Origin of the sequence: Brevibacillus sp. TJ4 (assembly GCF_044627595.2) — a bacterium.
In the GTDB taxonomy this organism is placed as follows: Bacteria; Bacillota; Bacilli; order Brevibacillales; family Brevibacillaceae; genus Brevibacillus.
Window position 1 is genome coordinate 2,546,793 of the sequence record NZ_CP185865.1, and the last position, 24,330, is coordinate 2,571,122.

Annotated in this window: 23 protein-coding genes; 1 reads left to right on the forward strand and 22 read right to left on the reverse strand. The window is 55.0% G+C overall.

The genetic code is table 11. The features are described 5' to 3' along the window. Positions 1-258 precede the first annotated feature (258 nt). The 6 genes from ACAF76_RS12445 to ACAF76_RS12470 form a co-directional block, all read right to left on the reverse strand. Complete coding sequence (locus ACAF76_RS12445) at positions 259-1,539, reverse strand: dihydrolipoamide acetyltransferase family protein (protein WP_400163871.1); 1,281 nt, start codon at positions 1,537-1,539, stop codon at positions 259-261. 14 nt (positions 1,540-1,553) lie between these two features. Then, the gene (locus tag ACAF76_RS12450) at positions 1,554-2,537 is read right to left on the reverse strand and encodes an alpha-ketoacid dehydrogenase subunit beta (RefSeq protein WP_400163872.1); all 984 of its coding nucleotides are present in this window, start codon (positions 2,535-2,537) and stop codon (positions 1,554-1,556) included. Further along, positions 2,537-3,541: a thiamine pyrophosphate-dependent dehydrogenase E1 component subunit alpha gene (locus tag ACAF76_RS12455; RefSeq protein WP_400163873.1), complete on the reverse strand. Its 1,005-nt coding sequence runs from the start codon at positions 3,539-3,541 to the stop codon at positions 2,537-2,539. The genes ACAF76_RS12450 and ACAF76_RS12455 overlap by 1 nt, the downstream gene beginning before the upstream one ends. Positions 3,542-3,558: 17 nt before the next feature. After that, entirely contained in the window at positions 3,559-4,980 is a 1,422-nt protein-coding gene (gene lpdA, locus ACAF76_RS12460) for a dihydrolipoyl dehydrogenase (protein WP_400163874.1), read from the reverse strand. 155 nt (positions 4,981-5,135) lie between these two features. Further along, positions 5,136-6,227, reverse strand: a complete 1,092-nt coding sequence (locus tag ACAF76_RS12465; protein ID WP_400163875.1) for a Glu/Leu/Phe/Val dehydrogenase dimerization domain-containing protein — start codon at positions 6,225-6,227, stop codon at positions 5,136-5,138. A gap of 248 nt (positions 6,228-6,475) precedes the next feature. Further along, positions 6,476-8,539 carry a sigma 54-interacting transcriptional regulator gene (locus tag ACAF76_RS12470; protein ID WP_400163876.1) on the reverse strand — a complete coding sequence of 688 codons (2,064 nt, stop codon included), beginning with the start codon at positions 8,537-8,539 and terminating at the stop codon, positions 6,476-6,478. Between the two features lie 163 nt (positions 8,540-8,702). Here ACAF76_RS12470 and ACAF76_RS12475 point away from each other — a divergent pair, with 163 nt between their 5' ends. After that, a complete protein-coding gene (locus ACAF76_RS12475; RefSeq protein WP_400163877.1) occupies positions 8,703-8,987 on the forward strand; it encodes a DUF2627 domain-containing protein in 285 nt (94 codons plus the stop codon). Positions 8,988-9,017: 30 nt separating this feature from the next. On the opposite strand, the gene ACAF76_RS12480 is transcribed toward ACAF76_RS12475, so the two are convergent. From ACAF76_RS12480 to dxs, 16 genes are all read right to left on the reverse strand, one after another. Next, positions 9,018-9,878, reverse strand: a complete 861-nt coding sequence (locus tag ACAF76_RS12480; RefSeq protein ID WP_400163878.1) for a UDP-N-acetylmuramyl pentapeptide phosphotransferase — start codon at positions 9,876-9,878, stop codon at positions 9,018-9,020. Next, on the reverse strand, positions 9,848-10,552 hold the full coding sequence (locus tag ACAF76_RS12485) for a glycosyltransferase family 2 protein (protein ID WP_400163879.1): 705 nt from the start codon (positions 10,550-10,552) through the stop codon (positions 9,848-9,850). The genes ACAF76_RS12480 and ACAF76_RS12485 overlap by 31 nt, the downstream gene beginning before the upstream one ends. Next, complete coding sequence (locus ACAF76_RS12490) at positions 10,539-11,096, reverse strand: copper transporter (protein ID WP_400163880.1); 558 nt, start codon at positions 11,094-11,096, stop codon at positions 10,539-10,541. Before ACAF76_RS12490 ends, ACAF76_RS12485 begins: the two co-directional genes overlap by 14 nt. A 13-nt stretch (positions 11,097-11,109) precedes the next feature. Continuing rightward, positions 11,110-12,264: a putative cytokinetic ring protein SteA gene (gene steA, locus ACAF76_RS12495; protein ID WP_400163964.1), complete on the reverse strand. Its 1,155-nt coding sequence runs from the start codon at positions 12,262-12,264 to the stop codon at positions 11,110-11,112. A 122-nt stretch (positions 12,265-12,386) separates the two neighbouring features. Beyond that, positions 12,387-12,557 carry a DUF2759 domain-containing protein gene (locus ACAF76_RS12500; protein ID WP_400163881.1) on the reverse strand — a complete coding sequence of 57 codons (171 nt, stop codon included), beginning with the start codon at positions 12,555-12,557 and terminating at the stop codon, positions 12,387-12,389. Between the two features lie 244 nt (positions 12,558-12,801). Further along, entirely contained in the window at positions 12,802-13,191 is a 390-nt protein-coding gene (locus tag ACAF76_RS12505; RefSeq protein WP_400163882.1) for a VOC family protein, read from the reverse strand. A gap of 212 nt (positions 13,192-13,403) precedes the next feature. After that, the gene (locus ACAF76_RS12510; RefSeq protein WP_400163883.1) at positions 13,404-14,258 is read right to left on the reverse strand and encodes a metallophosphoesterase; all 855 of its coding nucleotides are present in this window, start codon (positions 14,256-14,258) and stop codon (positions 13,404-13,406) included. Further along, positions 14,255-14,833, reverse strand: a complete 579-nt coding sequence (locus tag ACAF76_RS12515) for a beta-class carbonic anhydrase (RefSeq protein ID WP_400163884.1) — start codon at positions 14,831-14,833, stop codon at positions 14,255-14,257. Before ACAF76_RS12515 ends, ACAF76_RS12510 begins: the two co-directional genes overlap by 4 nt. Positions 14,834-15,044: 211 nt before the next feature. Then, entirely contained in the window at positions 15,045-15,548 is a 504-nt protein-coding gene (locus ACAF76_RS12520) for a hypothetical protein (protein ID WP_400163885.1), read from the reverse strand. Between the two features lie 251 nt (positions 15,549-15,799). Next, positions 15,800-16,588 (reverse strand): sporulation transcription factor Spo0A, encoded by a 789-nt coding sequence (gene spo0A, locus ACAF76_RS12525; protein WP_400163886.1) that lies wholly within the window; start codon positions 16,586-16,588, stop codon positions 15,800-15,802. 308 nt (positions 16,589-16,896) lie between these two features. Further along, complete coding sequence (spoIVB, locus tag ACAF76_RS12530; protein WP_400163887.1) at positions 16,897-18,228, reverse strand: SpoIVB peptidase; 1,332 nt, start codon at positions 18,226-18,228, stop codon at positions 16,897-16,899. Between the two features lie 140 nt (positions 18,229-18,368). After that, on the reverse strand, positions 18,369-20,090 hold the full coding sequence (gene recN / locus ACAF76_RS12535; protein ID WP_400163888.1) for a DNA repair protein RecN: 1,722 nt from the start codon (positions 20,088-20,090) through the stop codon (positions 18,369-18,371). Between the two features lie 17 nt (positions 20,091-20,107). Continuing rightward, positions 20,108-20,557 (reverse strand): transcriptional regulator AhrC/ArgR, encoded by a 450-nt coding sequence (gene ahrC / locus ACAF76_RS12540; protein ID WP_400163889.1) that lies wholly within the window; start codon positions 20,555-20,557, stop codon positions 20,108-20,110. A 6-nt stretch (positions 20,558-20,563) separates the two neighbouring features. Then, complete coding sequence (locus ACAF76_RS12545; RefSeq protein ID WP_400163890.1) at positions 20,564-21,427, reverse strand: NAD(+)/NADH kinase; 864 nt, start codon at positions 21,425-21,427, stop codon at positions 20,564-20,566. A gap of 109 nt (positions 21,428-21,536) precedes the next feature. After that, complete coding sequence (locus tag ACAF76_RS12550) at positions 21,537-22,355, reverse strand: TlyA family RNA methyltransferase (protein WP_400163891.1); 819 nt, start codon at positions 22,353-22,355, stop codon at positions 21,537-21,539. Beyond that, a complete protein-coding gene (gene dxs / locus ACAF76_RS12555; protein ID WP_400163892.1) occupies positions 22,352-24,238 on the reverse strand; it encodes a 1-deoxy-D-xylulose-5-phosphate synthase in 1,887 nt (628 codons plus the stop codon). Before dxs ends, ACAF76_RS12550 begins: the two co-directional genes overlap by 4 nt. Between the last annotated feature and the right edge of the window lie 92 nt (positions 24,239-24,330).

Sequence of the window (24,330 nt, forward strand, 5' to 3'; positions counted from 1 at the left end):
GTTTATCATATCAAATGGATCAAAAAAATCTGTCTAGTAGAATTCATTACCAACTCGGGGCGCTTCACTCGCGCCTTATGTAAGTACGCATGATGGCAAAAAGCGTTACAGCGAAGCGGCTGTTTTGTCTGCACAATCCGTTTCCTCACGCTGAAGCCAGAGTTGTGCCGACGGGAAAAAGGTGCGAAAGCCCTACTCCATGAGCAGGGCTTTCTACACAAATCGGACCAGGTGCATGCTTCACCTGGCCGTACCGTTTTAATACAGTTTTGTATCCGGGCCGATGCCCTCCAGCTTGCTTTTGACGCTTTGCAGAAAGCGACCGCAGATCAGACCATCGAGGATGCGGTGGTCCAGCGAGAGGCAGAGATTGACCATCGAACGCACGGCTATCATATCGTCGATAATGACCGGACGCTTTACGATCGCTTCGACGCTGAGGATGGCGGCTTGTGGTGCATTGATGATCGGCATGGACAGGACCGAGCCGAAAGAACCGGTGTTGTTCACCGTAAACGTACCGCCCGTCATGTCGTCCACACTCAGCTTCCCGGCACGTGTGCGGGCAGCCAGATCTTCGACCGCTTTGGCGATGCCGAGGATCGATTTCTGATCGGCATCCTTGATCACCGGGACGTACAGGGCATCCTCGGTGGCTACCGCGATGGAGATGTTGATGTTTTTTCTGACGATGATTTTGTCCCCTGCCCAAGTGGAATTGATCATCGGGTATTCCTTCAGCGCTTCCACCACGGCCTTGATGAAAAACGGCAGGAAGGTCAGGGAAATCCCCTCTTTTCGCTTGAACTCGTCTTTCACCTGATTGCGGAAGGCGACCAGATTCGTGACGTCTATCTCCACCATCGTCCAGGCGTGCGGGGCGTCGTGCTTGCTCTGCACCATCCGGTTGGCGATCGTGCGGCGGACCGCGGAGACCGGAATCACTTCATCGCCGGATGCGGCTGCGACATCGATGCTTCCCGGCTTCACCTCGGCAGGAGCAGCGCCTGCGATGACTTGTGTGGATTGCGCAGCGTCTGTGCGTTCCGTGGAGGCTGGCTGCCCCCCAGCATCGATCACCGCTTGCACATCCTTGCGCGTCACACGCCCGCCTGCGCCAGTACCGGTCAGGCGGCTCAGATCGATGCCGTGCTGCTGTGCCAGTTGCATGACAGCCGGAGAGTAGCGCGGTTTCGCTCCTGTTTGCGCTGGCGCGGATGGAGTCGACTGGATGGACGGACGGGCAGGTTCGTCAGTCTTTTCTCCGGCAGCAACCGCTTGTTGTCCTCCGTCAGCCGCTCCCTCTTCTTCTATATAGAGTATCAGGGTGCCGACTGCGACGGTCTCCCCTTCCGCTACGACGATCTTCGAGACACGGCCAGCAACGGTGGAAGGCACTTCGGCGTTTACTTTATCTGTGCTGACTTCTGCAAGCGGATCGTACTTCTTCACCACATCGCCGACCTGTACCAGCCACTTGCTGATCGTTCCCTCCGTCACGCTTTCGCCCAACTGGGGCATCAAGACTTCAGTTGCCATGCTTTTCACTCCTCCTAAAAATGGGCCAGCTCCCTCATTGCTTCCATGACTTTGTCCGGATTGAGCATAAAGAATTTTTCCATTGGCGGGCTGTAAGGCATGGCTGGAACATCCGGTCCGCACAAACGCTTGATCGGCGCATCAAGGTCAAACAGGCAGTTCTCGGCGATAATGGCTGCCACTTCGCCGCCCACGCCGCCTTCCTTGTTGTCTTCGTGCACGATCAGCACCTTGCCCGTTTTGGATGCCGCCTGGGCGATCGCTTCCTTGTCCAGCGGGTACAATGTCCGCAGGTCGAGCACATGGGCACTGATTCCTTCCTGTGCCAGCTTTTCTGCCGCCTGCAGGCAGAAGTGGAGCGCCAGACCGTAGGAGATAACCGTAATATCCGTCCCCTCCCGCTTTACATCGGCGACGCCAATCGGCAAGGTGTAGTCGTCGTCCGGAACCTCCCCTTTGATCAGGCGGTAGCAACGCTTATGTTCAAAAAAGAGCACCGGGTCTTCGTCGCGAATCGCCGCTTTCAAAAGCCCTTTGGCATCATATGGCGTAGAGGGGGCGACCACTTTCAGGCCGGGGACATTGGTAAACATCGCCTCGACAGACTGGGAGTGGTACAGCGCACCGTGCACACCGCCGCCAAAAGGCGCGCGAATCGTGATCGGGCAGTTCCAGTCTCCCGCAGTCCGGTAGCGCAGCTTTGCCGCCTCGCTGACAATCTGGTTGACCGCGGGCATGATAAAATCGGCAAACTGGATTTCTGCGATCGGACGCATGCCGTACGCTGCCGCTCCGATTCCCACGCCGACAATCGCCGATTCCGCCAAAGGCGTGTCAATGACCCGCGCTTCGCCAAACTCCTCAATCAAACCTACCGTGGCGCGAAATACGCCGCCGCGCACGCCGACATCTTCGCCGAGCACGAAGACATTGGGATCTCGCCGCATCTCCTCGCGCATCGCCATCGTAATCGCATCGATATACGAGATGACTGCCATCAGATTCCCCCCTGTTCGCGATAGACATGTGTAAGTGTCGACTCCGGTGTCGGATAGGCTGCCTGCTCGGCGTATTCCGTCGCTTCATCCACTTCCTGCTGGATTTTGCTGAGCAGCGCTGCTTCCTTTTCGTCGTCCAACAAGCCGTTTTCTTTCAAATAAACGGCAAATTGCAGCAACGGATCTTTTTGCTTCGCTTCTTCCACTTCTTCACGCGAACGGTAGACGCGATCGTCATCGTCGCTGGAATGTGGCACGAGCCGGTACATGACTGCTTCGATCAAGGTAGGTCCGCCGCCGCTGCGGGCCCGATCGACCGCTTCTTTCATCACACGATACACTTCAATCGGGTCATTCCCGTCGACAGAGACTCCCGGAAACCCGTAGCCAATCGCCCTGTCTGCCACGCTCTCGCACGCGAGCTGCTTTTTTAACGGGACAGAGATCGCGTACTTGTTGTTTTCACAAAAAAAGATGACGGGCAGTTTGTGAACCCCTGCGAAATTGGCGCCTTCGTGGAAATCTCCCTGGTTGCTCGATCCTTCGCCAAAAGATGTGTACACGACAAAGTCTTCCTGCTTCATCCGACCGGCCAAAGCAATGCCGACCGCATGCGGAACCTGGGTCGTAACCGGACTGGAGCCGGACATGATGTTGTATTTTTTTCCGCCAAAATGCCCCGGCATCTGTCTTCCGCCGCTGTTCGGATCTTCCGCTTTGGCAAAGGCGGAGAGCATGCTGTCTTTCGCGCTCTGGCCAAAGACGAGGACGACGCCGAGATCGCGGTAGTACGGGCAGACGTAATCTTTTCCTGTCTGCAAGGCAAATGCTGCCCCTACCTGTGCCGCTTCCTGACCCTGGCAGGAGATGACGAACGGAATCTTTCCCGCCCGGTTCAAGAGCCATTGGCGCTCGTCAATTTTGCGCGCCAAAAGCATGTAATAGTACATGTCAAGGACTTGCGCATCTGTCAAGCCAACCTCTTCATGCCGCTTGAGTGTCATCGTCGGTTCAACCTCCCCTAAATATGAATCGCGTTTCCGTCTACAGCCAAAGCCGCTTCCATCATCGCCTCCGCGAGTGTCGGATGCGGATGGATCGCCTGGCCGATTTCCCATGGCGTCGCGTCGAGCAGGCGAGCGAGCCCGGCTTCCGCGATCAAATCAGTCACATGCGGACCAATCATATGCACACCGAGCAAATCATTGGTGCTTTCATCAACGATCAGCTTGACGAAGCCGTCGTTTTCACCCTGAATCAGTGCCTTGCCCAGCGATTTGAAGCTGAATTTGCCGACTTTCACCGAAAATCCGTGTTCACGCGCTTCCTTTTCCGTCCAGCCTACACTGGCAATTTCCGGTCGGCCGTAAATGCACTTGGGCACCAGCTTGGCATCCAGCGGCTCCGGCTTCAATCCGGCCATGTGCTCGACGGCGAGTATTCCTTCGCGCGAGGCCACATGCGCCAACTGCAAACCGCCGATCACGTCTCCAATCGCATAAATATGCGATTCGGCTGTCTGGTAATGCTCGTTGACGACGATCGCGCCTTTGTCCACCTTGATCTCTGTCGCATCGAGCCCGAGATTTTCTACATTGCCCTGTCGGCCCACGCAGACGAGGATCTTCTGTGCTGTACATGTCTGGATTCCGTTCGCCGTCTCCGCCTGAACGGTAACGCTTCCGTCGTCTTTTTGCAGCGTCTCGGGCAGCACCTTGGCGCCGGTCAGGATGGTTACCTTGCGCTTTTTCAGCAGGCGTGCCATCTCTTTGCTGATCTCCTCGTCCTCCAGCGGCAGGATGCGATCGGCATACTCGACGATTGTCACCTCGACTCCAAAATCCGCCAGCATCGAAGCCCATTCGATGCCGATTACGCCCCCGCCGACGATCGTCACAGAGGCAGGCAGTTCGCTCCATTGCAGCGCTTCATCAGTCGTGACCACCTGCGTTCCGTCGATGACCAGTCCGGGCAGGGTCCGTGGGCGGGAGCCGGTGGCGATCAAAAGAAAACGGGGAACGATCATCTCCTGGTCTCCGTTCTCTTTTTCGATCCGCACAGCGCCTGCCTGCGGTGAGAAGATGGATGGACCCATCACTCGGCCAAACCCGGAAAACGTCTCGATTTTCCCTTTTTTCACCAAATATTGAACGCCTTTGTGCAACTGATCGACAATCGCTTCCTTGCGCACTTGCACTTTGGCAAAATCGACGCTTGCCTCGCCAGCTACAATGCCGTATTTGTCGCTTTCCTTCAACGTAGCAAACACTTCGGCGCTGCGCAGAAGCGCCTTTGAAGGAATGCAGCCGCGATGCAGGCAGGTTCCGCCCAACTTTTCCTTTTCCACGATGGCTACCTTCATCCCCAGTTGCGAGGCGCGGATGGCAGCGACATATCCTCCCGTTCCTCCACCGAGAACCACCAGATCAAATTCTTGAGACATCGATCAAACCTCTCCTTTCATCCCGGCTGCCAGGAATCTTTTCTACCGGCGTGCATAGCCCCATCTCTTTGTGTAAGTATGAATATTCGCGAACATTGACGTATGTAATCGCCTCTGGCTGGCTACAGCACAGCCAGAGGTGAAAAAATCTGTGATTAACGCTGGTAAACAGTCTTGCCATTTTTGAGGAAAGTATTACGCGACTTCGCGAGGCGGGCAATCCGTTCCTCCGCCAAGCGGTCTGCTGCCCGGTACGACGGAACGTGGTCGCGCTCGGCGATTGCAAACACTTTGAGGATGTTGTCGTAGATGCCTTCGACTTTTTTCAGCGCGCGCTCGCGGTTGTAGCCTTGCAGTTCGTCGGCGACGTTGATCACACCGCCGGCATTGATCACGTAGTCAGGCGCGTAGATGATGCCCATTTCGTGGATCTGGTCGCCGTGGCGCTCGTCTTTCAACTGGTTGTTCGCCGCACCGGCAATCACTTTTGCCTTCAACAGCGGAATCGTGTCGTCATTGATGATCGCCCCGAGCGCACATGGGGAAAAGATGTCGCAATCAACGCTGAAAATCTCCGAAACCCCTACCGCCTTCGCACCGAAATCATGCACCGCACGACTGACGTTTTCCTCATTGATGTCGGTGACGATCAGATGCGCGCCTTCCTCGTGCAGGTGACGGCACAGGTTGTAGGCGACGTTGCCGACCCCTTGGACAGCAACGACCTTGCCGGAGAGGTCATCCGTGCCATACGCCAGCTTGGCCGCTGCCTTCATCCCGCGAAAGACCCCATACGCCGTTACGGGAGAAGGGTTTCCGCTGGAGCCGAATGCAGGAGACACGCCTGTCACATAATCCGTTTCCAGATGGATCAAATCCATATCCGCTACTGTCGTACCCACGTCTTCCGCGGTAATGTAGCGACCTCCCAATCCCTGGATATAACGGCCAAAGGCCCGAAACATTTCCTCACTCTTATCCTGGCGCGGGTCGCCGATAATGACTGCCTTTCCGCCACCGATGTTCAATCCCGCTGCCGCATTTTTATAAGTCATACCACGAGCCAGGCGCAGCACGTCCGTAATCGCTTCTTCTTCCGTGCGATATGGCCACATGCGCGTACCGCCCAACGCTGGTCCCAACGTCGTATCATGGATACAAATGATCGCTTTCAGTCCAGAATTTTCGTCGTGGCAAAATACCAGTTGCTCGTAATCGTACTTGTTCAATTCAGCAAAGATGTTCAATGATGAAACCTCCCTAGTATCATTCGTCCTCTGCCCACTCTTTTGGCAGGTACGCGCAAAATCTCCCTATCGCAGCATGTCGCTGCTCAACAGGTAAGTTCTGCAAGTATCGTGCCAAGAACAAGCGCGTTATGAAAGCGCTTTATTCTGCTGTGTTTCTGATACCGATAGGAGTGATCGGGTGTGCAGTATTTTGCATGTTCGTGCAAATTTTTGCATGCATATTTTTGCGTGGTTGTCCACGCCTTTTAGTCCTCCGCCTCGATCCCGAGCTTCTCCATCTTATAGTATAGACTGCGAATGGAGATCCCAAGCCGTTTTGCTGCCAGCGTGCGGTTTCCTCGCGCCACCAGCAGTTCGTGCCGGATATGCTGTCGCTCCGCCTCCTCTACCGCTTCGCGCAGCGACTTGCCGCTTGGCCCCGCAGATACAGGCTCCTCTGGCGCGACAGTGCCCGCTTTGCCAAAAAGCGGCGGCAAATGTTCCGGCATGATCACCCGCTCGTGAATCCGCATATGAATCATCGCTCTGCCGATGACGTTTTCCAGCTCGCGGACATTGCCTGGCCAGTGGTATGAAAGCAGCAACTGCATCGTCTGCGGGTCGATTCCCTCGACTTTTCGCCCGTACTCCTCGTTGTCCTTGCGCAAAAGATGCAAGGCGAGAGGCTGAATGTCTTCCAGCCGTTGGCGGAGCGGCGGGATGTGGATCGGAATGACATTGAGCCGATAGTACAAGTCTTCCCGAAACCGCCCTGTCTGGATCGCCGTTTCCAGATTTACGTGTGTCGCGGCAATCACCCGCACATCGATTGCGATCGGCTTCGTCCCACCGACGCGGACAATTTCCCGCTCCTGGAGTACGCGCAGCAGTTTGACCTGCACGCCCATCGACAACTCCCCGATCTCGTCGAGAAAGATCGTTCCTCCGCTCGCCTCTTCAAAAAGTCCGCGCTTGCCGCCACGTCGCGCTCCGGTAAACGCGCCTTCCTCGTAGCCGAACAGCTCGCTTTCCAAAAGGCTCTCGGCGATCGCGGCGCAATTGACGCGGATAAACGGTTTGTACTTGCGGTCACTCTCGTTATGTATCGCGTGGGCAAACAGCTCCTTGCCCGTTCCCGACTCCCCGCGCAATAGCACGGTCGCCGGCGTGGAGGCTGCCCGTTTGGCCTGTTCGATCGCAGCCTTCATCGCTTCGCTGTAGCCGATAATATCGGCGAAGCTGTACTTTGCCTCCAGCGTGCGGATGATCCGGTGCGCCTTTTCCAGCTCCTCGGTGAGCCGCTTGAATTCGGATACGTCGTGAATGACCCCGACGCTGCCTTTCAGCTTGCCGTCGACGAGCACCGGAGCGACGTTGACGACCACGTCCTTGCGCTTGGAGCCGACTTTCATCGGGACGCCGCGCACAGCCCGCTGCGTTTTCAATACTTGCATGTGCATGCTCTCGCCTTCGGAGATGTCCACCGTCGCCGGCTTCCCGATCACTTCTTCCGGGGTCAGACCTGTCAGTCTCGTATACGCCGGATTGATCATCAGGCCGTAGCCATCCTGATCGACGACAGTGATCGCTTCGTCCGAGCATTGGATAATCGCTTCCAGCATGCTCTGCAATTCCTTGAGGTTGGTGATCTCTTCGGCGAGCGCCATCACTTCCGTACTATCGCGGAATATCGCGACTGCCCCGGTGACCTCGCCGCGTTCGTTACGGACAGGAACCCGGTTGGTGATGATCCGGGTCTGGTTGGGCAAAATCTGCTCCTGGTTGAGCTCTGGGTGTCCACTCTTTAACACAATATGTAATCGGGTATTGGGTATGCGCTCCTGGACATTGGTGCCCAGCACACAGGCTGCTTCCATGCCCATCAACCGCTCTGCGGCCTTGTTGAACAGCGTGACCACGCCCTGCCGGTTGACCGCAATAATCGCGTCGTGCGTGGAATCGAGCATCGTTTCGCGCTCGCGCTGGTTTTGCATCATCGCAGCAATCAGCTTGTCCCGTTCGCGGATCAGCCGCATCACGAAGCGGGTAAAAATGCCCGGGATGAGTACGGTCTTCTCCGCTTTCAACCGCTGGATCGCCTCGTATTCCTGCGCATCTCCGGTCGCTTCGAGAATCACGTCCAGATCCGGACCCAAATAAGGGCGGTAATCTGTATCGACCGGTATCCCCAGCGAGCGTGCCAAATCCAGACCCGGCGCGTCTGCCTGTTGATCCACGACCGCCACGATCTCCACTCGCTCCATCTGGTTGAGCATTCGCAAAAGTGCCGTACCGCCTCTGCCTGCACCGACAATCAACAGCTTGTGCATGTAGCCCTCCCTCACTTGTCCCCCTACTCGCTTACATTGTACTCCAACGTCTTGGGGATGGACAGGCGAAATTGCCTAACGTGCGCTCGCTCAATGCTTTGCAGCCGTAGACAAGCCCCATGCCATTCGCTATGATGAACTAGGAAGTCGCGAAGGTTTTTTTGTGAAGGAAAGGTGTGAAGCAGCCTTGCTCGGTCAAAAATTGGTCGCACTGATGATCATGGTCGTTCCTGCAGCGATCGCAATGTACGGAATCAAACTGATCCGTGACGCTTTTTTCTTTTCGATTGCTCCCGACACCGGATTTCTCTGGGGAAAACTCGTTGCCGGTATTCTTTGCTTTGCCATTCCGATGGCTTTTATCGCCGGATTTATCCTGCATCACGAGCGCAAGAAAAACCGCGTACAGCCCCGCTTTATGGTACGCGAACCGGAAGACGACGAGTAATCGCGCCTGCGCGGTTTATCAAGAGGCTAGTCAGCCGCGGTTTTGCTCCGTCTGCCGCCCCCATTGGTCGAGGCGGGCCAGCCACTTGTTGCGTTGGATAATCTCCGACAGGGAGACGAACTCCGCCAGCACGTGAATGAACGCAAAAAGCGCCAACAGCGCCAACTCGCCTTGCCAGGGCAAGAGCACGACGAGGAAAAAGCCCGCCGTAAAGCCCAGGACATTGGCTCCTGTGTCTCCCAGCATGATCTGGGCACCCGCATCCCGGCGAAACAGCAACAGCGTGCAGATGACTGTGGGGAGCACCCAAAGCGTCAGCCCCCCTGCCACGATGCCCGCCACGATCAACAGCCAGAACACTTTGATCGCCCTGCCCGGCCGCAGGTCGAACAAATTAAGCAGGTTGGTGCTGGCGGCCAACAGACAGGAAGCCAGCAGCCAATCCCATAATGAGGACGAGAGCACACTCGCAGCCAGCACCGCTGTGCATCCCCCGCCCAGCGCCTTGCCAACACCGCTCGTCACCCGCCTCTCGCGCAGCAAAGCTCCGAAATGTCCGCGAAATCCTTTTGTCTCCTTCTCCTTGCTCAGGTCATCGAGATAGCCCCAAAACGCCATCGAAAGAATCCCTGCAGACAGCACCAGCTCTTCCCGCCAATACGAAGGAAGCTGTGGATGCAGCCAATCGTGCAGCACCAAAAAGAGAAGCGTCGCAACAGAGAGAAACACGATGATCAGACCGCCCGCCGTGACTACTTCTTCGCCCCGGTAGTTGGTCCGCATCATTCCTTTGCTCTGCAAGCGATGCCAGACAACAGGAAAAAGCGGCCGATACATCAGCAGCGGAAAACCGATCGCGATCACAAAGGCCGCGATTCGTTCTGCGTCCATCGGTATCCCTCCCGCCACTTCCGCCACAGTGTCCGTCCGATTGCCACACATTCTTTACCGCGATGCCGATAGCCTGCCCAGTCATTTCCCGTCTGGCGATGCGAAAAAGGCACCGGCACTTCCTTGATGCGATACCCCGCGCGCAGCGCATCTACCGTCATCCCGACTTCTACGCCAAACCCGCCGTCTACCGTTCCCAGCTTGTACAGCATTTCACGACGCACCGCACGCTGTCCCGACAACGGCGCATCAGGAGAAAAGCCGGTCAACAGGCGAATTCCGTGCCGTGCCAGTCCTTTCGCCAGACCCATGCCCACCCGGCTCGCCGGCTTTGGCAAAATGGCGATCGCCATGTCGCACTCTCCTTCCTGGACGGGGGCGAGCAAATAAATCGCTTCCCTGGCGCTCTGTCGCAGATCGGCGTCGAGGAACAGCAAAATCTCGCCGCTCGCCTGCTGCCACCCGGTCTGAAGCGCCGTCCCTTTCCCCTGGTTGCGAGCCAGTGGAATGACCAGATCAGCCCATTCGGCAGCCAGTCTGCCTGTTCCGTCTGTGCTTCCATCGTCGACCACGATCAACTCGTCGCACAGCATGGATTGGCGGATCGCGCGCAACGTGTCGCCGATCGCATCAGCTTCATTGTATGCGGGAATGATGACGCTAACTTTTTTCATGCTCCTGCCTCATTTCCGTCAACAGTTTTTGCACATTCTCCAGAAGCTCCCACTGCCGTGCGAAGGAGTTCGGCACCTGCTCCACATGCAGCCAGCGGCTATCTGCCGGCAATTGCCCGAGCCAGTCCGGCTGCTCCGCTGCAAAAAGGAGCAACAGACCGTCGGGAACCGGACTTCCCTGCACGTAGGGGACGACCTCCATGCCCAGCGAATTCATCACCCGGGTAAATCGCTCCAGTTGCACTTCCGGCGAATGCCAGACGTATATTTTGCTGCCCTGCAGGTCGTTTGCGTAGCGCATCGCCATCAAGTGGATGACTTCCTGATTGCTCTGCTCGACTTCCTGCATCAAGTGCTTCATCTGCTGCTTGAGTTCATTGTTGCTTTTGAGCGCGCGGTCGTATTTTTCTTCCATTCTCGCCAGCACTTCCTTTTCCCCTTGCTGCAGCCAGGGTTGACCGACCGTACCACCCAAGAGGATCCCTACACCCAAAGCGATAAACACAGCAACCAGGGAAAGCAGATGATAGCGAAAATGAATCATCACCAAAGACCTCCTAAAATGCCCATGTACGCCATTGCATCCACAGCATCTGCACGGCATGGCGCGCAACCGGATTGATAGCGAGAATGGCAAGCACCGGGACGATCATCGCGGCCAGGCACCAGCCCCACAGCTTCCAGGACCAGCGCGGCTGATAGAGCTGGCTGACCCCTTTGGCATCGATCAGCTTGGTGCCGATCTTGGTTCGCACGAGCAGCGTGCTGGCCATTCCCTTTCTGCCTTTCTCCAAAAAATCGATCATGTTAGTGTGCGTACCAATCGTCACGATCAGCTCAGCCTGATTTTCAAAGGCGAGCAGCATCGCTACGTCCTCACTCGTGCCGGGCGCGGGCAGGACATGGTACGCCAACCCGAGCTGCCGCACGCGCTGTTCACCCGGTGAGCGCCCGTCGGGAAAGGCGTGTACGACCACCTCTGCTCCGCAGCAAAGCGCCTTGTCCGTCACACTGTCCATGTCGCCGACGATCAGATCGGGACGATAGCCCGATTCCAGCAAGGCGTCCGCTCCCCCATCCACCCCGATCAGAACAGGTCGGTATTCCCTTATGTAGGGAGCCAGTGTCTGCAGGTCTTCCTTGTAGTGCTTTCCGCGCACGACCACGACTACGTGCCTGTCGGCCAGTCGCGTTTTCAGCCTTAGCTTGCACAGGCGCTTGAGGAACAAATCTTTTTCGCGGACGGCGTATTGCAGCGTATTGTCAATAAAGGAAGACAGCGTGTCATCCAGGCGTGCGTGCGCCTCCTGCCACTTGGCGGCAATCGCTTCGTCGTTTACGCTGACGAGCTCATCGAGCAATCGCCAGCCGGTTGCTGTATGTAGAAAAAGCGTATTGTTGCGGATCATCACCTTGGCTCCGTCCAATTGTTCAATCAACCGCGGATGCTCGGCTTGTGTATTCCATTCGTATAAAGGTACCCCCATTTGCAGCAGGCTGCGCGCTCCTTCTGCGGGATAACGTCCGGTCATAAACGGGGAGAGGTTGATCACGGCCCTGACGCCTGCTTCCAGCAATGACTGCGCCGCCATTTCGTCGACGTCGGCATGATCAATCAGCGCGATTTGCTGCGGGAGCAATCGTTTGCACAGTTGTTTTGTCTTGCGATCCGCCGCTATCACCGCTGTACAGGATTCCGTACCCGAGAACATGCGCTTGACCAACTGGGCCACCTCCCTTTTCTAGTATGCTAAATATTTCCGGCCGTCATGCGCCAGAGCACGAAAAAGAGGCTGTGCATCAAGCACAGCCTCTTCTTGGGAACTGCAGTTCTTTACGATGTTGCGTAGTAAAGAATCAAACCGTCACAGAACAGGAACGTAACCAGCGAGACAAAAGCGAACGCGCTGGCAAATTTGTTTTTCGCTTTGACTGAACGCAGGAAGCCCCATGCGATCAATACGGTAAATACGAACATCAGGAAATCGAAGAAGATAAATTTCACCGTCGACACAACTCCTTTAACGAGATGACACAAACCGGAATACAATGGCAATTTCATTATATAGCTTTGCCCATATTGTGACAAGTCGAATCCTAATTGTGACAAAGGAATTCACAATTACTTATTTCCTGATGCTAGTATCCCTCAGCTTTTTTCTCCTATCCACAGGCTTCCGCATTCTCGCTCAAACGATTGCACGCATCGCCTGCCGCCATGTCTCATCGGGATGATCTGCCGCAGCAAATCAGTCGACGTCCGGGTTCGCCTCCATAAATTCCAGACGGTTGCCAAACGGGTCCTCGGTAAAAAATCGCGTAATGCCCGGTATCTCATCGTCCAGCCGATAAGCCACGCCATGTTCCCGCAGTCGCTCCATCAACGCTTCGATCGAGCGTACGAGAAACGCGGGATGGGCTTTTTTCGCCGGGGAAAAATCAGCTTCCACCCCGATATGCAGCATCTGCGCACCGCATTGAAACCAGACGCCGCCGCGCGGTTTCAGTTTTTCCGGCTTTTCCACCTCTGTCATCCCCAGCAGTTCGCCGAAGAAGCGGCGCGCCTCTGCTTCACAGCCTGCTGGGGCAGCAAGCTGTACATGATCGAGTCCCAACCAGTCAAAAGATGCTAGAGTCATATACCGTACCTCCTTTTTCGAAAAACGAATCCGATTTACTTTCATTGTAGTCCTTTTTGCCCGTGTCTTGTTATAGAAATGTTATCGGAAAATGCGATAAGGACTTCTCCGGCATGAACGCCTGGTCAGCGCCCCACTCAGATCCCTATTTGAAGCACAAAAAAAGCGGATGAACCGTTTCAACAGTTCATCCACCGGGTCAAGACAGCGTATCAAGCTAATGTCAATACGGTAATTTCCGGCCGGCAGAGGAAGCGGATCGGCAGTTGGGTCGTCCCTAGCCCCCGGTTGGTGTAAACGGGCATGCCCCTCTCACCCGCGTAGGCGAGTCCCTGGACGTATTTGCGAGCCAGCGGCGGCGTCACCAGAGCGCCGAGAAACGGCAGCCTTACCTGCCCGCCGTGGCTATGGCCGGAAAGCTGTATATGTACGGGAAATTGTGAAGATACTTCGGCGAAGTCCGGTTCATGCGCGAGCAGGATGACGGTCTCACCATCCGGGATACCGTGCAGCGCCGCATGGAGGTCAGGTCTGCCGAGCAGCACGTCATCCACTCCCGCCACATAGAGAGCGGCGTCATCCTTTTCCAGACGCATGTGCTGGTTGTCCAGTACGGAAAAACCGGACGCTTCCAGCGCATCGCGGACGAGCGAAGACTCCCTGTTGCGGTAATCGTGGTTGCCGAGGACTGCGTACTTGCCGTACGGACAGTCCATTTGGGCAAGCACCGGCACCGCTTCTGCCAACATGTCTGTTCCATCCTCCACGAGATCGCCGGTAAAACAAATGAAATCCGGCTTTTCCTGATTGATCAGATCGACGACGACCTGCACATCAGCGGGAGAACAAAAATGTCCCAGGTGCAAATCGCTGAAATGGGCAATTTTCGCCCCGCGCCACGCTGGCGGCAAATGGGGCAAAGACATGGTCAGACGAACCATCTCCACCCAGTTGCGCTCCCAGCCAAAGCTGTAAGAACCAGCCAAAAAAGCACCGCCCGCCAGACCCCAGATGATTTTCTTCATAAATGCCCGGCGCGAGAGGCGGACATGCTGAAGGTTGTTCATTTGCTTGCCTTGATTTCCTCGTAGCCGTTGACGACCAGATCCAGCTTCCCTGTTTCCGGATCGATCAAAAGACCGTGGACCGGGATATTCGGCGGCAACAACGGATGGTTGCGAATCGTCGCTACGCTTTCTTTTACGCTTTCGTCGACGCAGCTAAAGCCTTTCAGCCATTTGTTCAGGTTGACGCCTGCGTGTTCGAGCGTGGAAATCGTCTGCGGCGAGATGCCTTTATCGACCATTTTGTTCAAGACGCTCTTGCTGTCAATCGCGCTCATCCCGCAGTCGTAATGCCCGATGACCATTACTTCTTCGGCATTCAACTCGTAGATCGCAACCATGATACTGCGCATGATACTGCCGAACGGATGCGAGACGACAGCGCCCGCACTCTTCACGTGCTTAATGTCGCCATTGCGCATGTTCATCGCCTTTGGCAGCAGCTCTACAAGACGTGTGTCCATGCAAGAGAGGACGACCAGCCGTTTGTCCGGAAATTTCGTCGTCTGGTACTTTTCGTATTCTTTATTCTTCACGAACTCGCGGTTAAATGCGAGGATTTCATCTAGATTGCCCACTGTGCATTCATTCCTTTCTTCCAACTGTAAGTATGTTTATTGTAGCTCGTTTTTGCTCCGATTGAAAAGGTGCTGATCGCAAGCAGAACACATTGTATCCAGGCAGCATCAGTCGGCGACTGTGGCTCGTTTACTATGTTACTTGTACGTTCTGCTGGGCGTTTTCGATACAGGATTGAAAGGCCCTGTCTGGTTCCGGCTGCCCTGTACTTCAAACAGACCTGATGCTCGCACATTCAAAATACAAAAACTTCTTCTCGTCTTCCTGAATTTCTGGACGCAGCTCCTGGAACCACTCTGCTTGCAGATCGGCTTCTGTGAGAATGTTGGACCTCCAGAATGACAAGCCCAACTCCGGAAATTCATATGTATACCCCAATTCGCTGTGATCGCGATCATAGCGGGACAGGTTGTCAATTGCCGGGATCAGTTCCTCGGCTTTCGTCCGAAAGACATCCATATTTTGAAACACACAGGCGAGTACATCCTGTAAACTCGAGACAATCTGGATAAAGGTCACTTTTCCGTCCGCATCGTATTCAAAGCTGAAACTTCTGCGAATCGTGCCCGGCGCGTGGTAACATTCCGGATTTTTCTCATAAGTGATTTCATAGCGATCCGTGTAGTATTGGAGGCACTCTTCTACCTCTGCTTCGGTCATGCCGAGTTTGATGTTGCCGATGCCTTTTTTCGGTTCGATGGTAAGCTGGTCCATGGCTTCCTCCTGCGAATCGTGTTTCATAAAACCAATCCTAAATATACGGAAAATATCCTTTTTCTTCAATAATCCTAATCGTTTTATACGATAAAAAAATCCCCCCATCTTCTAACCGATGAGGGAACAGATACACCCAAAAAAGTATGCGTGTAACCTCTCGAAATCAGTCGCTACCAGCGAAGAGTGCGGCTAAAATCGAGAGGTCAGCAAAAAGCAAACGAAAGCCTTGCGCGTAATAATTATTGCACTTACGAAATTTTCGCCTCAATCCGCAGCTTGTCCGCCACCATCGCGATAAATTCGCTGTTGGTCGGCTTGGCTTTCGTATTGGAAACGGTGTAGCCGAACAGGCTGGATATGGAGTCGAGATTGCCGCGAGACCAGGCCACTTCGATGGCGTGGCGGATGGCACGCTCTACGCGGCTTGCCGTCGTGTTGAATTTCTTGGCGATGTCCGGGTACAGGACCTTGGTGATCGAGCCGAGCAGCTCGACGTCGTTGTACACCATCGTAATCGCTTCGCGCAAATACAAATAACCCTTGATGTGCGCTGGAACCCCGATCTCATGGATGATGCTGGTGATGCTTGCATCCAGATTGCGTCCTCTGACCGCAAACGAGGATTGCGGCTTGGCAGAGGTGACGAACGACGATGCCGTCTTGGAGGAGGTCATCTGGCGGATGCGCTGAGCCAGCACTTCCATGTCAAACGGCTTCAGAATATAGTATGCCGCCCCCAGCTCCACAGCTTTCTTCGTAATTTCTTCCTGACCGAACGCTGTCAGCATGATGATTTTCGGTTGTGGAGCGAGACGCATGGACTGCATTTGCTCCAATACAGCCAATCCATCCAGATGGGGCATGATAATATCGAGAATTAGTACGTCAGGTACTCTTTCTTCCAGCAACCTGATGACTTCATTCCCATTGTACGCGACTCCGATCACCTGCATGTCGTGCTGACTGCTGATGTACTCTTCCAAAAGATTCACAAATTCCCGGTTATCATCTGCCAATAACACTTCAATCTTGCTCAAAGTCGTTCCTCCTAACAATGGACGGTCTTTTCGGAAAGAAGGTGATTTTCTCAGATGCGCTTCATTACTCAGGATTAGTCCATACACCTTTTCACTTCCCCAAGTTATTCGACAAGACCGTACCCTTTCCTGCCAATGACGAAAGTTTGAATGAATTACCTGATATTTCGACAAAGTCTTTCGCAAGGCGTCATCGTTATACAACAGCGCCGTCGCCCGTTCCGATGAAAACAGACAAAATCTTACGCATGCGCCTGGCAACAGAAAAAAAACCGCCTCGCTTGCCCATGCGTGACGGTTTTCGCTGTTCATGCTGCGGTTTCTTGTTCAGGCTGTGACTGCTCAGGGCGGACAGAGACGCCCGCATCCTTGAGCATCCATTCGATGAAACAGCCATAGCCGGAGGTCGGGTCATTGACGAAGACATGTGTGACGGCCCCGACAATTTTGCCGTTCTGGATGATCGGGCTGCCGCTCATGCCCTGGACGATCCCGCCCGTTTTCTCCAGCAATCGCTTGTCTGTCACCTTGATAATCATGCCTTTTGTCGCGGGAAAATGCTGTTTGACGACACTGGAAATCTCGATCTCGAACTCCTCGACCTTCTGCCCGTTGACCACAGTGAGGATTTTGGCGGGCCCTTCCTCTACCTGTTCGGCCAGGGCGACGGGAAGCGGTTCGCGGTAATAGCTTCGTTTCGGTTCGCCTTTCATCTTGCCAAAAATCCCGAATGGCGTGTTCTTGGTGATGTTGCCCAGCACTTCGCTTTCATTGTAAAAGCGGGCAAACTTCTCGCCTGGGTTTCCGCTTTGCCCTTTCTCAATTGAGGTAACGCTGGCCTGTACAATTTGTCCGTCTCCCACGACGATGGCCTGTCCCGTGTCTACATCGGAAATGACATGTCCCAACGCGCCATATGCCTTGGAAGCAGGATCGTAAAACGTCAGTGTCCCTACTCCTGCCGCAGAGTCGCGAATGTACAGACCCATTCGGTACTCGTTGTCTTTTTGATCTTTGGCCGGATGCAAGGTAAGATTCAATTTTTCTTTGCCTCGGACTACCAGCAGTTGCACCGGTGTTTTTTCCTTGCCCGCTTCGTTGATCAGCTTTTTCACGTCGCTCATGTCATTGATGTAGAGATCGTTGATTTTGACGATCATGTCGCCGACGTGAATTCCGGCCTTTTCTCCCGGAGAAATCTTCTCTTTGCCGGTATTGACGAGATGGTGCCCGACGACGAGCACTCCGGCTGTCTGCAGCTTGACCCCGATCGACTGGCCCCCCGGGTAGATGCGCAAATCAGGCAAGACATTGACCTTGACTGCCTTCAGCGGGATGTTGTGCCATTTTACTTGCAGCTCTGCTTCTCCGGCACGACTTGGCTCGACGGACAGTGGCTTGCTAAGATCGACGGACACCTCACGCGCCTTGGTTCCGTTTACGCGTACAATATCCGGGTTGCTGTTCACCAGCGTTCCCATTACAGGCACGGAGACGCGCAGTTGCTCGAGGGACCCTTCCATCAGACGCAGTTCGCGGGGAAAGGAGGACAGATCGCGGAACGGGGTGGAACAAACGACAAGCGCTGTGAGGAAAAGAAGGAGACATCCCATCCATTTTCTTTTGTTCTGTCGGATCACCAGCAATCACTCCTACCGTTCCCTACCTACACCTATGAAACACCTCCACCCTGTGTACCTATAATGTTGCCTCTTGGCATGCGGATTATGTCAGGAAAATAACATCGCGTGACTGCGTGGAACACAAAAAAACTGCCAACCTAGTCGGCAGTTTTGCGCTTGCGTCCGAGCAAAATCATCTCGCGCGCATGTGCTTCTGTTTTTGTCGTCACTTCTGCGCCACCCAGCATTCGCGCCAGCTCGACGACCCGTTCCTGATCGGACAGGCGATCCACAACAGTGCGGGTTTCGTGCTCGCTCATCTCCTTTTTGATGAGAAAATGAGCATCCGCCAAAGAGGCGACCTGCGGCAAATGGGTAATGCACAGCACCTGGCGCTGGTTAGCCACACGCGCCAGCTTTTCGGCGATTGCCTGAGCCGCCCTGCCGCTCACACCGGTATCGACCTCGTCGAAAATCAGCGTCTCTACCTGGTCGGTGCCAGCCAGAATCGTCTTGATCGCCAGCATCACGCGGGACAGCTCACCGCCGGATGCGATTTTGGCAAGCGGCCGCAGCGGCTCGCCCGGGTTGGGGGAGATCAGAAACTCCACCTGGTCCATCCCGTTGGCATCGACGTAACGGCGGACACCCTCGATCTCCACTCCGTCCTCATCAGCTGTCTGCCGGACCGCGATCTCGAACTTGGCACGCTCCATATGCAGCTCACGCAGTTGCATCTCGATCTCCTGTGCCAGCTTGACTGCACATTCGCGACGGATGACGGACAGCTCGAGCGCTTCCACAGCCAGATCAGCAGCCAGTTCGGCCAGGTGATTTTGCGCCGATTGCAAACGGTCCTCATAGTGATGCATCTCGTCCAGCTCGTCCTGGATGCCGGCTGCGTATTCGAGAATATCGTCGACACTTTTGCCGTATTTGCGCTTCAAGGACTGGATCTGATCGAGACGGCTCTCCACCTCGGCCAGCTGCGCAGGGTCGAATTCCATCTGATACGACAGTCGGCGAAGCTGCTGAACCGCATCCTCCACCTGATAGTACGCGGTTTGCACAGCCTCGACGATCGGCGGAAGCTGCTCATCAAAGGAAGCGACACGCTCCAGTTCGCTCATGGCGTGTCCCAGCCAATCCATGCCTTTTTGCTCGCCGTGGAGGGAGCGGTAGGCGTCCTGGATCGACGAGTAGATCTTTTCGATATTATGCCACTTTTTGCGCTGCTGCATCAGCTTTTCGTCTTCGCCCGGCGTCAGCTGTGCAGCTTCGATCTCGTTTAACTGGTACTGCAACAGGTCAATGCGCTGGGCAAGCTCCTGATCGTTGCGCGCCATCCGCTCGACGTCCTGCTTCGTCTTGCGGTACGCTGCGTAGAGCTGGGCGTATTCGCTCTTTGCGGCTCCCAACGCCGACTCGCCATAGGCATCCAGCCAGTTGATATGCTTGTCCGCCTGCATCAGCATATGCGTGTCGTGCTGACCGTGTACGGTTACGAGCCATGGCCCCACTTCGCGCAAGATCGCCAGCGTCACCATCTGCCCGTTGAGACGGATAATGCTTTTTCCCAGGTTGGAAATATCCCGGCGGACGACCAGCATGCCATCTTCGACGTGCACGCCGATATTTTCGCAAACGGTCAGCGCCGGATGGCCGCTGGGCAGCTCGAACAGACCTTCTACTTCCGCTCGCGTCTCCCCGTAGCGTACGTAATCAGCCGAAGCCCTGCCGCCGAGCAGCAAGCCGAGTGCGTCAATAATGATCGACTTGCCGGCACCTGTCTCCCCGGTGAGGATATTCAATCCTTTTTGGAAAGAGATCGTAACCTCTTTGATGATTGCAAAATTGCGAATGGAAAGCTCCAGTAACATGACTTCGTACCACCCTTTTACAGCATCTTAAGCAAGCGCTGCACGACTTCTTCCGCGTTTTCCTTGGTTCGGCACAAAATCAAGATGGTATTGTCGCCGCTGATCGTTCCCATAATTTCATCCCACGGCAGGTTGTCAATCAGCTCTGCCACGGAATTGGCATGTCCCGACAAGGTTTTCAACACAATAAAATGGTCGGCATGATCGATGCTCACAAAAAATTCAACAAGCATCAGTTTCAGTTTTTGCACAGGATTAAACTTTTGTTCAGTAGGCATTGAATACTTGTACCTTCCATCAGGCAGCGGCACTTTCACCAGATGAAGCTCCTTGATGTCCCGTGACACCGTCGCCTGTGTGACTGTAAAACCCGCCGCCCGCAAGCGATCTACCAGCTCGTCCTGTGTCTCCACCTCGTGATTGCTGATAATATCGCGAATACGGATATGTCGTTGCCCTTTGTTCATCCTGATTTACTCCCATTCTCCTTGTAATTTGGTGCGAATCGCTTCGAAAAAGCCGCCTTTTTTCCATTTGATCAGCGGGGTAATATGCGGCGATTTTTTGATGAAAATCTGGTCTCCCCCTTCCAGACGGTACCCGAATTGTCCGTCGATGGAGAGGCCCATCTCCTGGTGGACCGCATCAACCTCTACGCGAATCGTCTGGTTTGCGCCAAGTACCATCGGCCTTGCCGTCAGAGAGTGGGGAGCAACCGGTGTAAGCAGCAGCATGTCTACATTCGGTGCGACGATCGGTCCGCCTGCAGACAGGGAATAGGCGGTGGAGCCTGTAGGCGTGGATACAATCACGCCATCCCCGTTGAACGTCCCTACGTAATCGTCGTCCAAATAAACCGCGCACTGGATAATGCGGCAAAAGGAGCCTTTGGCGATCCCGATATCGTTCATTGCGGTGTATCTGCCCAGTTCTTTGCCTTTGCGAACCAGTGTCGCCTCCAGCATCGCCCGGTGTTGAATGTCGTACTTCCCGGACAGCAGGTTGTCGACAGCATGAGGAAGATGCTCTGGCTCTGCCTCGGATAAAAAGCCGAGCGTACCCAGGTTAATGCCGAGGATCGGGATGGAGCAGCCTGCGAGTGTGCGGGCTATTCCCAACAGCGTCCCGTCCCCGCCCAATACACAGATCAAATCAGTCCGGCTGCCCATTTCCTCCACGCTGGCAGACAGTTCAGAGCGTCCCAGCACTGAAGCGATATTTTCGTCCAAAACGACCTGAGCGCCTCTGACCTCAAGCAGGTAAAGAAGCTCCCGGGCGACGATGCGGGCCTCCGGCTTTCCTTTGTTTGCTATAATACCAATTACATTCGTTTTCATATGGACCACCCCAAGCGGTTGGAAATCCTTATACAAGTATACAACTTCTTCTGCATAAATAAAAAGCCTCGAGTGAGACAAAAATCCCGAGGCTTGTCTGTCGTACCCTCTACTTCAATGTGTGATGGGCGGCGGCCACGATCTGGGATACGTGCTGCAGCCAGGCTTCGGCATCCATACCGCCCTCATCTTTTCGCAGGTGTACAATAAATTCGATATTTCCTTCGCCGCCGGTGATCGGAGAAAAGTCGAGACCGTGCAGCGAGTACCCGACATCGCGTGCAAACTGTCCGATGTCGGCAAGGACGTCCTCGTGTACGCGGGGATCGCGGACGATTCCGTTTTTGCCCACCCGTTCCTTGCCTGCTTCAAATTGCGGCTTGATCAGCGCGACCACGTCGCCGCCGTCGAGTAAAAAGCGGTACAAGACGGGTAATATCAGCTTGAGCGAAATAAAGGAAACGTCGATGGAAGCAGCATCCGGTTTTTCATGGGAAAACGCCTCCGGATCGAGATGGCGGAAATTCGTCCGCTCCATTACGACGACCCGCTCGTCCTGGCGCAAGCTCCAGGCGAGCTGCCCGTAGCCGACGTCGATGGCGTAGACGAGACGCGCCCCGTTTTGCAGGGCGCAATCGGTAAAACCGCCGGTGGATGCGCCAATGTCCATCATCACGCGGTCCTTCAGATCAATGCCGAAAACGCGCAGCGCTTTTTCCAGCTTCAGTCCGCCTCGGCTGACGTAGGGATGCAGCTCACCTTTGACCGTGATCGCCGCATCCTCGGCAAATTTCGTTCCCGGCTTGTCGCAACGCTCTCCGGCTACCTGGACGAGACCGGCCATTACCGCTGCCTTTGCTTTTTCCCGCGTCTCGTAAAGCCCTCGCTCGACCAGCAGGACATCGAGTCGTTCCTTGCGTATGCTCATGCTTCCAGAACACCTTTCTTCTCAGGCATCCAGGCGCGCACGCGGGATGCGATGCTGTCCGCAGTAAGCCCGATCTCCTGGCGCTGCTCCTTCACGCTGCCGTGCTCGACGAAGTAGTCTGGAATCCCGACTGATTGCACGTACACATCGTGGAAGCCCTCTTTGGCGTAGAATTCCATGACAGCGCTGCCGAATCCGCCCATTTCTGCGCCTTCCTCGATCGTTACGATCTTGTATCCTTCTTTTGCCAGCCGCAACAGCAGCTCTTCGTCCAGCGGCTTGCAGAAGCGGGCATTGACCAGCATCGGGCGCAGTCCTTCCGCTTCCAGAATGTTGGCAGCTTGTTCCGCGATTTCAAACACATGTCCGAATGAAACGATCGCTACAGATTCGCCTTCGCGCACCACTTCCGCTTTTCCGATCGGCAATGGACGCAGCTCCGCATCCATCTCTACGCCCTTTACAGGCAGACGCGGATAACGGTAGGAAATCGGCCCGTCTTCATACAGCATGGCTGTCTTCATCATATGGCGCAATTCATTTTCGTCCTTCGGCGCCATGATGACCATGTTTGGCACCGTGCGCATAAAGGCAATATCGTACACTCCCTGATGCGTCTCGCCATCGGCACCGACCAGTCCGGCGCGGTCGACGGCAAACACGACATTCAGCTTTTGCCGGGCCACGTCGTGAATCAACTGGTCATACGCACGCTGCAAAAACGTCGAGTAAATCGCCAGTACCGGCTTCAAGCCCTGTGTCGCCAAGGCAGCAGCAAACGTACAAGCGTGCTGCTCGGCGATCCCTACGTCAAACAAGCGCTCGGGATATTTTTTGCCGAACGGAATCAGCCCAGAACCTGCCGGCATCGCGGGTGTGACGGCGACGAGCCGGCTGTCTTCTTCGGCGAGCTGTATCATCGTGTCGGCAAATACAGACGTGTACGTCGGAGCCGATTTCGGGGTGTCTCCGGATTCAATTTTGTAGGTACCGATTCCGTGCCATTTGACGGAGTCCGCTTCCGCAGGAGCGTATCCGCGCCCTTTCTGGGTAATCGCATGGATCAGGACGGGACCTTTCGCTTGCTTGGCAATTTTCATCGTCTCGACAAGCAGCTCCATATTGTGTCCGTCGATTGGCCCGATATAGGTGAAGCCAAACTCTTCAAACAGCACGCCCGATACGAGCAGGTACTTCATGCTGTCCTTGAAGCGCTCCGCCAGATGCGCGAGCTTTTCGCCCACACCCGGGACCGATTTCAGCAAATGGCCGAGCTCGCCTTTGGCCCACTTGTAATTGTCAGCAGACCGCAATTTGCCCAAATAATTATGCAAAGCCCCGACATTGGGAGCGATCGACATCTCGTTGTCGTTGAGCACGACGATGACATTTTTTTGTTCGTGCCCGATGTGGTTGAGCGCTTCCAGCGCCATCCCGCCAGTCAAGGCACCGTCACCAATTACTGCGACGACGTGGTTTTTTTCTTTTTTCAGGTCGCGGGCGGTCGCCATTCCCATCGCTGCTGACAGCGACGTGCTGCTGTGTCCGGTTTCCCAGACGTCATGCGGACTTTCTGCCATTTTGGGAAAACCGCACAGCCCTTTGTACTGACGCAGGGTAGGAAACATTTCGCGGCGCCCGGTCAACATTTTATGTACATATGCCTGATGTCCGACATCCCAGATCAGCTTGTCTTTCGGGCTGTCAAACATATAGTGAAGGGCAAGTGTGAGCTCCACCACTCCCAGGTTGGGGGCCAGATGTCCGCCGGTCTTGGAGAGCGTTTCCACGAGAAACTGGCGTATTTCACCTGCTAATGTATACAGTTGCGGAATCGAACATTTTTTCACGTCTTGCGGGTCGTTAATCGTAGTAAGCAGCATTGGTTTACCTCACTTTCCACTGGTAGCTTCTCCGGTGATTGGGCATGCTGCGATCCAATCCGTGCTATCCGAGAATGTGCCTGCGCATGCTG

What these genes read in the sequence shown, in the direction of transcription:
- ACAF76_RS12505 (WP_400163882.1), bottom strand. Translation starts at nt 13,191, where the DNA reads ATGACTCTAGCATCTTTTGACTGGTTGGGACTCGATCATGTACAGCTT.
- ACAF76_RS12520 (WP_400163885.1), bottom strand. Translation starts at nt 15,548, where the DNA reads ATGGACCAGCTTACCATCGAACCGAAAAAAGGCATCGGCAACATCAAA.
- ACAF76_RS12445 (WP_400163871.1), bottom strand. Translation starts at nt 1,539, where the DNA reads ATGGCAACTGAAGTCTTGATGCCCCAGTTGGGCGAAAGCGTGACGGAG.
- ACAF76_RS12455 (WP_400163873.1), bottom strand. Translation starts at nt 3,541, where the DNA reads ATGACACTCAAGCGGCATGAAGAGGTTGGCTTGACAGATGCGCAAGTC.
- ACAF76_RS12510 (WP_400163883.1), bottom strand. Translation starts at nt 14,258, where the DNA reads ATGAACAACCTTCAGCATGTCCGCCTCTCGCGCCGGGCATTTATGAAG.
- ACAF76_RS12450 (WP_400163872.1), bottom strand. Translation starts at nt 2,537, where the DNA reads ATGGCAGTCATCTCGTATATCGATGCGATTACGATGGCGATGCGCGAG.
- ACAF76_RS12470 (WP_400163876.1), bottom strand. Translation starts at nt 8,539, where the DNA reads ATGCACAAGCTGTTGATTGTCGGTGCAGGCAGAGGCGGTACGGCACTT.
- steA (WP_400163964.1), bottom strand. Translation starts at nt 12,264, where the DNA reads ATGTTCTCGGGTACGGAATCCTGTACAGCGGTGATAGCGGCGGATCGC.
- ACAF76_RS12480 (WP_400163878.1), bottom strand. Translation starts at nt 9,878, where the DNA reads ATGGACGCAGAACGAATCGCGGCCTTTGTGATCGCGATCGGTTTTCCG.
- ACAF76_RS12485 (WP_400163879.1), bottom strand. Translation starts at nt 10,552, where the DNA reads ATGAAAAAAGTTAGCGTCATCATTCCCGCATACAATGAAGCTGATGCG.
- lpdA (WP_400163874.1), bottom strand. Translation starts at nt 4,980, where the DNA reads ATGTCTCAAGAATTTGATCTGGTGGTTCTCGGTGGAGGAACGGGAGGA.
- ACAF76_RS12490 (WP_400163880.1), bottom strand. Translation starts at nt 11,096, where the DNA reads ATGATTCATTTTCGCTATCATCTGCTTTCCCTGGTTGCTGTGTTTATC.
- ahrC (WP_400163889.1), bottom strand. Translation starts at nt 20,557, where the DNA reads ATGAACAAAGGGCAACGACATATCCGTATTCGCGATATTATCAGCAAT.
- dxs (WP_400163892.1), bottom strand. Translation starts at nt 24,238, where the DNA reads ATGCTGCTTACTACGATTAACGACCCGCAAGACGTGAAAAAATGTTCG.
- ACAF76_RS12550 (WP_400163891.1), bottom strand. Translation starts at nt 22,355, where the DNA reads ATGAGCATACGCAAGGAACGACTCGATGTCCTGCTGGTCGAGCGAGGG.
- recN (WP_400163888.1), bottom strand. Translation starts at nt 20,090, where the DNA reads ATGTTACTGGAGCTTTCCATTCGCAATTTTGCAATCATCAAAGAGGTT.
- ACAF76_RS12545 (WP_400163890.1), bottom strand. Translation starts at nt 21,427, where the DNA reads ATGAAAACGAATGTAATTGGTATTATAGCAAACAAAGGAAAGCCGGAG.